The following is a 12,843-nucleotide window of genomic DNA, read 5'->3' on the forward strand; positions in this document are numbered from 1 at the left end:
CGCGTCCATACGAAGGACCCGATCCCGCCGCCCACCGGCCGCTCAGCGACGGCTCAGGGTGCCCGGCCACCGCCCACGCGCGCGCGTGACTACGATGGGCCAGCCGGTGGCCAGCAAGGGCCGCGGCGCCACACCGACCGTCGGGAAGGCCATGCTGAACAAGTACGCGCGTGCATTTTTTACGCGTGTCCTCACACCGTTCGCCGCGTTTCTCATCCGCCGGGGCGTCAGCCCGGACACGGTCACGCTCCTCGGCACCGCCGGTGTGGTCGCGGGTGCGCTGGTCTTCTACCCCATGGGTGAGTTCTTCTGGGGCACGGTGGTGATCACGCTCTTCGTCTTCTCCGACCTGGTCGACGGCAACATGGCCCGCCAGCTGGGCCGCTCCAGCCGCTGGGGCGCGTTCCTGGACTCCACCCTCGACCGGGTCGCCGACGGCGCGATCTTCGGCGGCCTCGCCCTGTGGTACGCGGGCAACGGCGACGACAACGTGCTGTGCGCTGTGTCGATCTTCTGCCTGGCCAGCGGACAGGTCGTGTCGTACACCAAGGCGCGCGGCGAGGCGATCGGCCTGCCGGTCGCCGTCAACGGACTGGTCGAGCGCGCCGAGCGCCTCGTCATCTCGCTGGTCGCCGCCGGATTCGCCGGACTGCACAAGTTCGGCGTCCCCGGCATCCAGTACCTGCTGCCGATCGCCCTGTGGATCGTCGCCGTCGGCAGCCTCGTCACGCTGGTCCAGCGCGTCGTCACGGTCCGCCGGGAGGCCGCCGAGGCCGATGCCGCCGCTCAGGAGAGCCAGGGCACCGAGGCGGCGAAGTGAGCGCTCGGGACCGGCTGACCGACGGTCTGTACGGCGCCGGCTGGGGCACCGTGAAGAAGCTCCCCGAGCCCGCCGCCGTGCGCCTCGGCCGCACCGTCGCCGACCTCGCCTGGAAGCAGCGCGGGGCGGGGGTGCGCCGCCTGGAGAGCAACTACGCGCGCGTGGTGCCGGGCGCGGGCCCCGAGCGGCTCGCCGCCCTCTCACGCGCGGGCATGCGCTCGTACCTGCGCTACTGGATGGAGTCGTTCCGGCTCCCGGCGTGGAGCACCGAGCGGATCAAGGGCGGTTTCGCCCCCGAGGACCTGCACCACCTCACCGACGGCATGGACGCCGGCAAGGGCGTGGTACTCGCCCTGCCGCACCTGGCCAACTGGGACCTCGCGGGCGCCTGGGTCACCACGAAGCTCGGCATCCCGTTCACCACCGTCGCCGAGCGCCTCAAGCCGGAGACGCTGTACGACCGCTTCGTCGCCTACCGCGAGGGCCTCGGCATGGAGGTCCTGCCGCACAGCGGCGGCACCGCCTTCGGCACGCTGGCCCGGCGGCTGCGCGACGGCGGCCTGGTCTGCCTGGTCGCCGACCGCGACCTGTCCGCCTCCGGCGTGGAGGTCGACTTCTTCGGCGAGACGGCCCGGATGCCGGCCGGTCCCGCCCTGCTCGCCCAGCAGACGGGCGCGCTGCTGCTGCCGGTGACGCTCTGGTACGACGACTCGCCCGTCATGCGGGGCCGGGTGCATCCGCCGGTCGAGGTGCCCGAGTCAGGCACCCGGGCCGAAAAGACGTCTGTCATGACACAGGCGCTGGCCGACGCCTTCGCCACGGGGATCGCCGACCACCCGGAGGACTGGCACATGCTGCAGCGCTTGTGGCTCAAGGACCTCGACCCCGCCAAGGCACCCACGGCACCCAAGGCACCCACGGCACCCAAGGCGCTCGAGGCGGACAAGACACCAGAGGCGGCCGACGGGCAGGGCGGGGCGTCGTGAGGATCGGCATCGTCTGCCCGTACTCCTGGGACGTGCCGGGCGGCGTCCAGTTCCACATCCGGGACCTCGCCGAGTACTTCATCCGGCTCGGCCACCAGGTGTCCGTCCTCGCCCCGGCCGACGACGACACCCCGCTGCCCCCGTACGTCGTCTCCGCCGGCCGCGCGGTGCCGGTGCCGTACAACGGCTCGGTGGCCCGGCTGAACTTCGGCTTCCTGTCGGCCGCCCGGGTCCGGCGCTGGCTGCACGAGGGCGGCTTCGACGTCATCCACATCCACGAGCCGACCTCGCCCTCGCTCGGCCTGCTGACCTGCTGGGCGGCGCAGGGCCCGATCGTGGCCACCTTCCACACCTCCAACCCGCGCTCCCGCGCGATGATCGCCGCGTACGCGATCCTCCAGGCCGCCCTGGAGAAGATCAGCGCCCGGATCGCCGTGAGCGAGTACGCCCGCCGCACGCTGGTCGAGCACCTGGGCGGCGACGCGGTCGTCATCCCCAACGGCGTCGACGTCGGCTTCTTCGCCGACGCGGAGCCCAAGCCCGAGTGGCAGGGCGACACGATCGGCTTCATAGGACGCATCGACGAGCCCCGCAAGGGCCTGCCGGTGCTCATGCGGGCCCTGCCCAAGATCCTCGCCGCCCGCCCGCAGACCCGGCTGCTCGTCGCGGGCCGCGGGGACGAGGAGGAGGCCGTCGAGAGCCTGCCCGAGGAGCTGCGCCCGCGCGTGGAGTTCCTCGGCATGATCAGCGACGAGGACAAGGCCCGCTTCCTGCGCAGCGTCGACCTGTACGTGGCGCCCAACACCGGCGGCGAGAGCTTCGGCATCATCCTCGTCGAGGCCATGTCGGGGGGCGCTCCCGTCCTCGCCTCCGACCTGGACGCCTTCGCCCAGGTCCTCGACCAGGGGGCGGCCGGGGAACTCTTCCCCAGCGAGGACGCCGACGCCCTGGCCGACGCCGCCGTACGCCTGCTGGCCGACCCGGAGCGCCGCGCCGCGCTGCGGGAGCGGGGCAGCGCCCACGTACGGCGCTTCGACTGGTCCACCGTGGGTGCGGACATCCTGTCCGTCTACGAGACGGTCACCGCGGGAGCCGCCGCGGTGGCGACGGACGACCGGGCGACGGGCCTGCGGGCCCGCTTCGGCCTGGCGAGGGACTGACCCACCGGCGCGCACGGGGCCCACCGGGCGCACTTGGCCAGCTCGGCCCACCGATAGGGTTGCGGCCCGTGACCGCAACCCTCATCTGGATCCTGGTCGTCCTCGTCGCCGTCGGCCTGTACCTGAGCTGGACGGCGGGCCGCCTGGACCGGCTGCACGCCCGGATCGACGCCGCCCGCGCCGCCCTGGACGCGCAGCTGCTGCGCAGGGCGTCCGTGGCCCAGGAACTCGCCACCTCCGGCGTGCTCGACCCGGCCGCCTCCATGGTCCTCTACGAGGCCGCGCACGCCGCCCGGCAGGCCGAGGAGGAGCTGCGGGAGGTCGCGGAGAGCGAGCTGAGCCAGGCACTGCGCGCCGTGTTCGCCGACGCGCAGCAGGTGGACGTGTTGCGCGAGGCACCCGGGGGAGAGGAGGCCGCGCACGAACTGGCCGAGGCCGTACGGAGGGTGCCCATGGCCCGGCGCTTCCACAACGACGCGGTGGGAGCCGCCCGCAGGCTGCGCGAGCACCGCAAGGTCCGCTGGTTCCGCCTCGCCGGGCACGCCCCCTTCCCGCTGGCCTTCGAGATGGACGACGAGCCGCCGGCCGCGCTGGTGGAACGGGCGGCGTAACGCATGTGAACGAAAACGATCCACCGCCTTCCCATTGGCCCTTGCTGTGGACTGCCCGCCTCGCGTTTCCTCGTTGCTGCAGAAACCCCCTTCCCCTCAGCGAGGTACCCGTGTCCAGCACGCTCTCCGAAAACCAGACCCCCGAGACCGGCACCGCCCGCGTGAAGCGCGGCATGGCCGAGCAGCTCAAGGGCGGCGTGATCATGGACGTCGTCACGCCGGAGCAGGCGAAGATCGCCGAGGACGCGGGCGCCGTGGCCGTCATGGCCCTGGAGCGCGTCCCGGCCGACATCCGCAAGGACGGCGGCGTGGCCCGGATGTCCGACCCGGACATGATCGAGGGCATCATCAACGCCGTCTCCATCCCGGTGATGGCCAAGTCCCGCATCGGCCACTTCGTCGAGGCCCAGGTCCTGCAGTCCCTCGGCGTCGACTACATCGACGAGTCCGAGGTCCTCACCCCGGCCGACGAGGTCAACCACAGCGACAAGTTCGCCTTCACCACCCCCTTCGTCTGCGGCGCCACCAACCTCGGTGAGGCGCTGCGCCGGATCGCCGAGGGCGCCGCGATGATCCGCTCCAAGGGCGAGGCCGGCACCGGCAACGTCGTCGAGGCCGTCCGTCACCTGCGCCAGATCAAGAACGAGATCGCCCGGCTGCGCGGCTACGACAACAACGAGCTGTACGCCGCCGCCAAGGAGCTGCGCGCCCCCTACGAGCTGGTCAAGGAGGTCTCCGAGCTGGGCAGGCTCCCCGTGGTGCTCTTCTCCGCCGGCGGTGTGGCCACCCCGGCCGACGCAGCGCTGATGCGTCAGCTCGGCGCCGAGGGCGTCTTCGTCGGCTCCGGCATCTTCAAGTCCGGCGACCCGGCCAAGCGCGCCGCCGCCATCGTGAAGGCGACCACCTTCTACGACGACCCGAAGATCATCGCGGACGCGTCCCGCAACCTCGGCGAGGCCATGGTCGGCATCAACTGCGACACCCTCCCCGAGACCGAGCGCTACGCCAACCGCGGCTGGTAAGGCACCCGACCCATGAGTGACACCCCCGTCATCGGCGTCCTGGCCCTCCAGGGCGACGTACGGGAGCACCTCGTCGCCCTGGCCGTGGCCGACGCCGTGGCCAGGCCGGTGAGGCGCCCCGAAGAACTCGCCGAGGTGGACGGCCTGGTCGTCCCCGGCGGCGAGTCCACCACCATCTCCAAGCTCGCCGTCCTCTTCGGAGTGATGGAACCCCTCCGCGCGCGCGTGCGGGACGGCATGCCCGTCTACGGCACCTGCGCCGGCATGATCATGCTGGCCGACAAGATCCTCGACCCGCGCTCCGGGCAGGAGACGGTCGGCGGCATCGACATGATCGTGCGCCGCAACGCCTTCGGCCGGCAGAACGAGTCCTTCGAGGCGGCCGTCGACGTCAAGGGCGTGGAGGGCGATCCCGTGGAGGGCGTCTTCATCCGCGCCCCCTGGGTCGAGTCCGTGGGCGCCGCCGCCGAGGTGCTCGCCGAGCACGACGGCCACATCGTCGCCGTCCGCCAGGGCAACGCGCTGGCCACGTCGTTCCACCCGGAACTGACCGGCGACCACCGTGTGCACCGGCTCTTCGCCGACATGGTGCGCGCGAACCGGGCGGCTCAGTCCTTGTAGGATTCCTGCGTTCGTTGCAGGAGATGGGTTACGCGAAGGAGACAGGCAGATGTCCGGCCACTCTAAATGGGCTACGACGAAGCACAAGAAGGCCGTGATCGACGCCAAGCGCGGCAAGCTCTTCGCGAAGCTGATCAAGAACATCGAGGTCGCGGCGCGCATGGGCGGCGTCGACATCGAGGGCAACCCGACGCTGTACGACGCCATCCAGAAGGCGAAGAAGCAGTCGGTCCCCAACAAGAACATCGACTCCGCGGTCAAGCGCGGCGGCGGCCTCGAGGCCGGCGGCGCCGACTACGAGACGATCATGTACGAGGGCTACGGTCCCAACGGCGTCGCGGTGCTCATCGAGTGCCTCACCGACAACCGCAACCGCGCCGCCTCCGACGTCCGCGTCGCCATGACCCGCAACGGCGGCTCCATGGCCGACCCGGGCTCGGTGTCGTACCTCTTCAACCGCAAGGGCGTCGTGATCGTGCCCAAGGGCGAGCTGAGCGAGGACGACGTCCTCGCCGCCGTCCTGGACGCGGGCGCCGAGGAGGTCAACGACCTCGGCGAGACCTTCGAGGTGCTCAGCGAGGCCACCGACCTGGTCGCGGTCCGCACCGCCCTCCAGGAGGCCGGCATCGACTACGAGTCCGCCGACGCCAACTTCGTCCCGACCATGCAGGTCGAGCTGGACGAGGAGGGCGCTCGGAAGATCTTCCGGCTCATCGACGCCCTGGAGGACAGCGACGACGTGCAGAACGTCTTCGCCAACTTCGACGTGAGCGACGAGATCATGGAGAAGGTCGACGCGTAACGCGTTCCCTGCTCAGCGGGCCGACGGGGACACAACCCGTCGGCCCGCCGCTTTGTCAGTGCCACCCGATAGCCTGCACAAACAGGTGATCGACGAGAGGGGCCGGGCACGTGCGTGTGCTGGGGGTGGACCCGGGGCTGACCCGCTGCGGGGTCGGTGTCGTGGAGGGCGTCGCGGGCCGGCCGCTCACCATGATCGGCGTCGGCGTCGTCCGCACGCCCGCGGACGCCGACCTCGGCCACCGCCTCGTCGCCGTCGAGCATGGCATCGAGCGGTGGCTGGACGAACACCGGCCGGAATTCGTCGCAGTGGAGCGCGTCTTCAGCCAGCACAACGTCCGCACCGTCATGGGCACCGCCCAGGCCAGCGCCGTCGCCATCCTGTGCGCCTCCCGCCGCGGCATCCCCGTCGCCCTGCACACGCCCAGCGAGGTCAAGGCGGCCGTCACCGGCAGCGGGCGCGCGGACAAGGCGCAGGTCGGCGCCATGGTCACCCGCCTGCTGCGGCTCGCCGCCCCGCCCAAGCCCGCCGACGCCGCCGACGCCCTCGCGCTCGCCATCTGCCACATCTGGCGCGCCCCCGCGCAGAACCGGCTCCAGCAGGCCGTGGCCCTGCACACCGCACAGGGCGCGCGCCGCCCGCAGACCCCCCACCCGTCGAAAGGCCGCCCCGCATGATCGCCTTCGTCAGCGGCACCGTCGCCGCCCTCGCCCCCGACGCCGCGGTGGTCGAGGTCGGCGGCGTCGGCATGGCCGTCCAGTGCACGCCGAACACGCTCTCCACCCTGCGGCTCGGCAAGCCCGCCAGGCTCGCCACCTCCCTCGTCGTCCGCGAGGACTCGCTCACGCTCTACGGCTTCGCCGACGACGACGAGCGCCAGGTCTTCGAGCTGCTCCAGACCGCCAGCGGCGTCGGTCCCCGCCTCGCCCAGGCGATGCTCGCCGTGCACCAGCCCGACGCCCTGCGCAGAGCCGTCTCCACCGGCGACGAGAAGGCGCTCACCGCCGTCCCCGGCATCGGCAAGAAGGGCGCGCAGAAGCTGCTCCTGGAGCTGAGGGACCGGCTCGGTGAGCCCATCGGCGCCCCCGCCGTCGGGGCCCCGGTCAGCACCGGCTGGCGCGACCAGCTGCACGCCGCCCTGATCGGCCTCGGGTACGCCACCCGCGAGGCCGACGAGGCCGTCTCCGCCGTGGCGCCGCAGGCCGAGGCCGCCGGGGGCGCGCCGCAGGTGGGCCAGTTGCTCAAGGCCGCCCTGCAGACGCTGAACCGCGCCCGCTGACCACGCCCGCCACCACCCACCCGGTGCGCCACGGCAAGGAGAATCAAGTGAACTGGGACGACACGACCGACGCGGAGGCCGCCGCCGAGCGGCTGGTGGGCGCTGCCGCCGACGGCGAGGACCAGGCCGTGGAGGCCGCCCTGCGCCCCAAGGACCTGGGCGAGTTCATCGGCCAGGAGAAGGTCCGCGAGCAGCTCGACCTGGTGCTGCGCGCCGCACGCGCGCGCGGGGCCACCGCCGACCACGTGCTCCTCTCCGGCGCCCCCGGCCTCGGCAAGACCACCCTCTCGATGATCATCGCGGCCGAGATGGAAGCCCCCATCCGCATCACCTCGGGCCCCGCCATCCAGCACGCCGGCGACCTCGCGGCGATCCTCTCCTCCCTCCAGGAGGGCGAGGTCCTCTTCCTCGACGAGATCCACCGCATGTCGCGGCCCGCCGAGGAGATGCTCTACATGGCGATGGAGGACTTCCGCGTCGACGTCATCGTCGGCAAGGGCCCGGGCGCCACCGCCATCCCCCTGGAGCTGCCCCCGTTCACCCTGGTCGGCGCCACCACGCGCGCCGGGCTGCTGCCGCCCCCGCTGCGCGACCGCTTCGGCTTCACCGCCCACATGGAGTTCTACGGACCGGCCGAACTGGAACGGGTGATCCACCGCTCCGCGGGCCTGCTCGACGTCGAGATCGACACCACCGGCGCCGCCGAGATCGCCGGCCGCTCCCGCGGCACCCCCCGCATCGCCAACCGCCTGCTGCGCCGGGTCCGCGACTATGCCCAGGTCAAGGCCGACGGCCTGATCACCCAGGAGATCGCCGCGGCCGCCCTCGCGGTCTACGAGGTCGACGCCCGGGGGCTGGACCGGCTCGACCGGGGAGTGCTGGAGGCCCTCCTCAAGCTGTTCGGCGGCGGACCGGTGGGCCTGTCCACGCTCGCCGTCGCCGTGGGGGAGGAGCGTGAGACAGTGGAAGAGGTCGCCGAACCCTTCCTCGTACGGGAGGGTCTGCTCGCCCGCACCCCACGCGGGCGGGTGGCCACTCCGGCCGCATGGGCGCATCTCGGCCTCACTCCGCCGCGTTCGCAGAGTTCAGGAAACGGACAACAGGACTTGTTCGGGGCGTGACGACCCGGTCACGAGAGGCACATTCGCCGGAGCAGGAACCCCGGTGCCATGCTGAGCGTTGTTCCATGCGCGCGGACTCGCCTAGACTCCGCCGATGCCGCCCTTGTCGGCGGCGTACACACCCCCAACCATCAGGCCGCTCACCATCGCGGTCGTGTGAAGGAAGTACCGACCCGTGAGTCTCGTGACCCTCCTCCCGTTCATCGTGCTCATCGGGGCCATGTTCCTGATGACCCGGTCGGCGAAGAAGAAGCAGCAGCAGGCCGCCAACATGCGGAACGAGATGCAGCCCGGAACCGGTGTCCGCACCATCGGGGGCATGTACGCCACGGTCAAGGAGGTCAACGACGACACGGTCCTCCTCGACGCCGGCCCGGGCGTCGAGCTGCTCTTCGCCAAGAACTCCATCGGTGCCGTCCTCACCGACGACGAGTACAACCGCATCGTCCACGGCATCGAGCACGACCTGAAGTCCGACGCGGACATCGTCCCCGACGACGCCTCCTCCCTCACCGAGACCGACGCCCCCGCCGACGCCGCCTCCGACGACAAGTCCGTCGACCTCGGCAAGAAGGCCGACGAGGCTGCCGACGAGACGGCCGACGAGCCGACGGTCGACGCCGCGCCCGCCGAGGCGAAGACGGACGAGCAGGCGAAGAAGACCGACGGCGGTTCCGAGGCGAAGTAAGCCGTGCTCCGGGGTGCGCGGGACGGGTTCCCGCGCACCCCGAGTGACGCGCGGCTCGCACGGATCCGGACACCATGTGATGGCCGCCGGTGACGCCTTCTGGGCGCGAAGCGGCCCGAGAGGGAGTACGCAAAGGTGGTAGCACCTAAAAAGGGAAAGAATGCGAGCGCTCAGAGTAAGCCCGGGCGCTCGCTGGCCCTGATCCTGATCGCCATCGTGGCGCTCACCGGAGGCATGTTCGCCTCCGGGCACACGACTCCGCGTCTCGGCATCGACCTGGCAGGCGGCACGAGCATCACGCTCCGGGCCGTGCCGGAGGCGGGCCAGGAGTCCGCGATCAACAAGACCAACATGGACACCGCGGTCGAGATCATGAACCGCCGTGTCAATGGTCTGGGTGTGTCCGAGGCCGAGGTCCAGACCCAGGGCGACCGGAACATCATCGTCAACATCCCCAAGGGGACGAACTCGAAGGAAGCCCGGCAGCAGGTCGGTACCACCGCCAAGCTGTACTTCCGTCCGGTTCTCGCCACCGAACTCTCCGGCGCCGACGCGACCGGCAGCCCCTCGCCGAGCGAGACCGGCGGCGCCTCGGACAAGGCGACCGACAAGGCCACGGACAAGGCCACCGACGGCGACAAGGCCACCGACGGCGACAAGCCGAGCAGCGGCACGCCGTCCGACTCCGCGTCGGCCAGCGCCACCACCCAGGGCCGCGCCGCCAGCGACGCCCTGAAGGCCGACCCCAGCCCGTCCGCGAAGAGCTCCGACGGCGCCTCCCCGTCCCCGAGTGCCAGCGCCTCCGGCGACGACGCGACCGCCAAGCTGCAGCAGCAGTACGCGGCCCTGGACTGCACGGACAAGGGCGCCCGCGCCCAGGCCGGCAAGGGCGCCAAGCCGGGCGACCAGACCGTGGCCTGCGGCCAGAACTCGCAGGGCCAGTGGCAGAAGTACGTCCTCGGCCCCGCCGCGGTCGACGGCACCGAGGTCGACGAGGCCGAGGCCGTCTACAACACGCAGACCGCCGCCGGCTGGACCGTGACCATGAAGTTCACGGACAAGGGCAGCAAGAAGTTCGCGGACATCACCGGCCAGCTGGCCCAGAAGCAGTCCCCGCAGAACCAGTTCGCCATCGTCCTGGACAACGAGGTCGTCTCCGACCCGTACGTCAGCCAGGAGCTCACCGGCGGCAACGCGGAGATCTCCGGCAGCTTCGACCAGGAGGAGGCCCAGAGCCTCGCCAACATGCTGTCCTACGGCGCGCTGCCGCTGACCTTCAAGGAGGACAGCGTCACCACCGTCACCGCCGCGCTCGGCGGTGAGCAGCTCAAGGCCGGTCTGATCGCGGGCGCCATCGGCCTCGCCCTGGTCGTCCTCTACCTGCTGTTCTACTACCGCGGCCTGTCGTTCATCGCCGTCTGCTCGCTGCTGGTCTCGGCCGGTCTCACGTACGTGATCATGGCGCTGCTCGGCCCGACCATCGGCTTCGCGCTGAACCTGCCGGCCGTGTGCGGTGCCATCGTCGCCATCGGCATCACGGCGGACTCGTTCATCGTGTACTTCGAACGCGTCCGCGACGAGATCCGGGAGGGCCGCACGCTGCGCCCCGCCGTCGAGCGGGCCTGGCCGCGTGCCCGGCGCACCATCCTGGTCTCCGACTTCGTGTCCTTCCTCGCCGCGGCGGTGCTCTTCATCGTCACCGTCGGCAAGGTGCAGGGCTTCGCGTTCACGCTCGGTCTGACGACCCTGCTCGACGTGGTGGTGGTCTTCCTCTTCACCAAGCCGCTGCTGACGCTGATGGCCCGGCGCAGGTTCTTCTCGAGCGGTCACAAGTGGTCCGGCCTCGACCCCAAGGCCCTGGGTGCCAAGCCTCCGCTGCGCCGCACCCGCCGTCCGTCCCGTCCTGCCGCCGGCCCTGTAGACCCGAAGGAGGCGTGAGAGATGTCGAAGCTCGGCACACTCGGCGCCCGACTGCACCACGGCGAGATCGGCTACGACTTCGTCAAGAACCGCAAGATCTGGTACGGCATCTCGATCCTCATCACCATCACGGCCATCGTCGGCCTGGCGGTGCGCGGCCTGCACATGGGCATCGAGTTCCAGGGCGGCGCGGTCTTCACCACCCCGAAGAACATGAGCGCCTCGGTCGCCCAGGCCGAGACCTGGTCGGAGGACGCCTCCGGCCACGACGCGATCGTCCAGAAGCTCGGCGACGGCAGCCTCCGCATCCAGATCGCGGGCACCGACACCCAGCAGTCGGACCAGATCAAGGAAGACCTCTCCCAGAAGCTGGACGTCCCGGCGGAGAAGATCAACGCCGACCTGGTCGGCCCCAGCTGGGGCGACCAGATCGCGAACAAGGCCTGGCAGGGCCTCGGGATCTTCATGGTCCTCGTGGTGATCTACCTGGCGATCGCGTTCGAGTGGCGGATGGCGCTGGCCGCCTTCGTCGCCCTGATCCACGACATCACCATCACGGTGGGCATCTACGCCCTCGTCGGTTTCGAGGTCACGCCGGGCACCGTGATCGGTCTGCTGACGATCCTCGGTTACTCGCTCTACGACACGGTCGTCGTCTTCGACAGCCTCAAGGAGCAGACGAAGGACATCACCAAGCAGACCCGCTGGACCTACGCGGAGATCGCCAACCGCTCGATCAACAGCACCCTGGTCCGTTCCATCAACACCACGGTGGTCGCGCTGCTGCCGGTGGCGGGCCTGCTGTTCATCGGCGGCGGTGTCCTCGGCGCCGGCATGCTCAACGACATCTCGCTGTCGCTGTTCGTCGGTCTCGCCGCGGGTGCCTACTCGTCGATCTTCATCGCCACGCCGCTCGTCGCCGACCTCAAGGAGGCCGAGCCGCAGATGAAGGCCCTCAAGAAGCGGGTCCTCGCCAAGCGTGCCCAGGCGGCGGCCAAGGGCGAGCCCGCGGAGGCCGCAGCCGAGGAGGCGTACGGCGCCGACGAGCCGGACGACGCGGCGCCCGCGGTCGTCGGCCCCCGCAACCAGCCCACCTCCCGCGGCAGGGGACGCGGCCGACCCTCGGGGAAGCGCCGATGACCGGAACGACCGACATCACGGAACTGCTCCTCAGCCGCATCCGGGACGTGGCCGACTACCCGGAGCCGGGCGTGGTGTTCAAGGACATCACCCCGCTCCTGGCGGACCCGGCGGCGTTCGCCGTCCTGACCGACGCGCTCGCCGAGGTCGCCGGAGACACCGGCGCCACCAAGGTCGTCGGTCTCGAGGCCCGCGGCTTCATCCTGGGCGCCCCGGTGGCCCTGCGGGCGGGCCTCGGCTTCATCCCCGTACGCAAGGCGGGCAAGCTCCCCGGAGCCACGCTCAGCCAGGCGTACGACCTGGAGTACGGCTCCGCCGAGATCGAGGTGCACGCCGAGGACCTCACCGCGGGCGACCGCGTGCTGGTCGTCGACGACGTCCTCGCCACCGGCGGCACCGCCGAGGCCTCGCTCGAGCTGATCCGCCGGGCCGGTGCCGAGGTCGCGGGCCTCGCCGTCCTGATGGAGCTGGGCTTCCTCGGCGGGCGGGCCCGTCTGGAGCCGGCCCTGGCCGGGGCGCCGCTGAAGGCGCTGCTCACGGTCTGAGAGCCCTGAGAGCCCCGAGGGCGTACGGAGAAGCACTCGGAGCACCCATCGCACGCCCGAGGCGGGCCCGGAGGAATCCGGCGCCCGCCTCAGGCGTTGCAGGGGTTGACGGCCCTCACATCGGCCTG

General features: G+C 71.3%; 14 protein-coding genes. All 14 read left to right on the top strand.

Annotated elements, in window-relative coordinates; all coding sequences use genetic code 11:
• The first annotated feature begins 94 nt into the window (after nucleotides 1–94).
• The 14 genes from pgsA (at nucleotide 95) to ABS735_RS10645 (ending at nucleotide 12,715) form a co-directional block, all read left to right on the top strand.
• Nucleotides 95–820: a phosphatidylinositol phosphate synthase gene (pgsA, locus tag ABS735_RS10580; RefSeq protein WP_373906571.1), complete on the top strand. Its 726-nt coding sequence runs from the start codon at nucleotides 95–97 to the stop codon at nucleotides 818–820.
• Nucleotides 817–1,806 carry a phosphatidylinositol mannoside acyltransferase gene (locus ABS735_RS10585; RefSeq protein WP_373906351.1) on the top strand — a complete coding sequence of 330 codons (990 nt, stop codon included), beginning with the start codon at nucleotides 817–819 and terminating at the stop codon, nucleotides 1,804–1,806. The genes pgsA and ABS735_RS10585 overlap by 4 nt, the downstream gene beginning before the upstream one ends.
• Nucleotides 1,803–2,966 (top strand): glycosyltransferase family 4 protein, encoded by a 1,164-nt coding sequence (locus ABS735_RS10590; RefSeq protein WP_373906350.1) that lies wholly within the window; start codon nucleotides 1,803–1,805, stop codon nucleotides 2,964–2,966. Before ABS735_RS10585 ends, ABS735_RS10590 begins: the two co-directional genes overlap by 4 nt.
• A 68-nt stretch (nucleotides 2,967–3,034) precedes the next feature.
• Entirely contained in the window at nucleotides 3,035–3,577 is a 543-nt protein-coding gene (locus ABS735_RS10595) for a hypothetical protein (RefSeq protein WP_373906349.1), read from the top strand.
• A gap of 110 nt (nucleotides 3,578–3,687) precedes the next feature.
• Nucleotides 3,688–4,599 carry a pyridoxal 5'-phosphate synthase lyase subunit PdxS gene (pdxS, locus tag ABS735_RS10600; RefSeq protein ID WP_373906348.1) on the top strand — a complete coding sequence of 304 codons (912 nt, stop codon included), beginning with the start codon at nucleotides 3,688–3,690 and terminating at the stop codon, nucleotides 4,597–4,599.
• A 12-nt stretch (nucleotides 4,600–4,611) separates the two neighbouring features.
• Complete coding sequence (gene pdxT / locus ABS735_RS10605) at nucleotides 4,612–5,220, top strand: pyridoxal 5'-phosphate synthase glutaminase subunit PdxT (RefSeq protein ID WP_373906347.1); 609 nt, start codon at nucleotides 4,612–4,614, stop codon at nucleotides 5,218–5,220.
• Nucleotides 5,221–5,269: 49 nt separating this feature from the next.
• Nucleotides 5,270–6,022: a YebC/PmpR family DNA-binding transcriptional regulator gene (locus tag ABS735_RS10610; protein ID WP_373906346.1), complete on the top strand. Its 753-nt coding sequence runs from the start codon at nucleotides 5,270–5,272 to the stop codon at nucleotides 6,020–6,022.
• A gap of 110 nt (nucleotides 6,023–6,132) precedes the next feature.
• Entirely contained in the window at nucleotides 6,133–6,699 is a 567-nt protein-coding gene (ruvC, locus tag ABS735_RS10615) for a crossover junction endodeoxyribonuclease RuvC (protein ID WP_373906345.1), read from the top strand.
• On the top strand, nucleotides 6,696–7,301 hold the full coding sequence (gene ruvA / locus ABS735_RS10620; protein ID WP_373906344.1) for a Holliday junction branch migration protein RuvA: 606 nt from the start codon (nucleotides 6,696–6,698) through the stop codon (nucleotides 7,299–7,301). Before ruvC ends, ruvA begins: the two co-directional genes overlap by 4 nt.
• Before the next feature lie 47 nt (nucleotides 7,302–7,348).
• Nucleotides 7,349–8,422 carry a Holliday junction branch migration DNA helicase RuvB gene (gene ruvB, locus ABS735_RS10625; RefSeq protein ID WP_373906343.1) on the top strand — a complete coding sequence of 358 codons (1,074 nt, stop codon included), beginning with the start codon at nucleotides 7,349–7,351 and terminating at the stop codon, nucleotides 8,420–8,422.
• A gap of 175 nt (nucleotides 8,423–8,597) precedes the next feature.
• Nucleotides 8,598–9,110, top strand: coding sequence for a preprotein translocase subunit YajC (gene yajC / locus ABS735_RS10630; RefSeq protein WP_373906342.1), 513 nt, complete (start codon nucleotides 8,598–8,600; stop codon nucleotides 9,108–9,110).
• A gap of 135 nt (nucleotides 9,111–9,245) precedes the next feature.
• Nucleotides 9,246–11,048 carry a protein translocase subunit SecD gene (secD, locus tag ABS735_RS10635; RefSeq protein ID WP_373906341.1) on the top strand — a complete coding sequence of 601 codons (1,803 nt, stop codon included), beginning with the start codon at nucleotides 9,246–9,248 and terminating at the stop codon, nucleotides 11,046–11,048.
• Nucleotides 11,049–11,051: 3 nt separating this feature from the next.
• Nucleotides 11,052–12,170: a protein translocase subunit SecF gene (gene secF, locus ABS735_RS10640; protein WP_373906340.1), complete on the top strand. Its 1,119-nt coding sequence runs from the start codon at nucleotides 11,052–11,054 to the stop codon at nucleotides 12,168–12,170.
• Nucleotides 12,167–12,715, top strand: a complete 549-nt coding sequence (locus ABS735_RS10645) for an adenine phosphoribosyltransferase (protein ID WP_373906339.1) — start codon at nucleotides 12,167–12,169, stop codon at nucleotides 12,713–12,715. The genes secF and ABS735_RS10645 overlap by 4 nt, the downstream gene beginning before the upstream one ends.
• Nucleotides 12,716–12,843 lie beyond the last annotated feature (128 nt).

It is taken from the genome of Streptomyces sp. MMCC 100 (assembly GCF_041538145.2).
Lineage (GTDB): Bacteria > Actinomycetota > Actinomycetes > Streptomycetales > Streptomycetaceae > Streptomyces.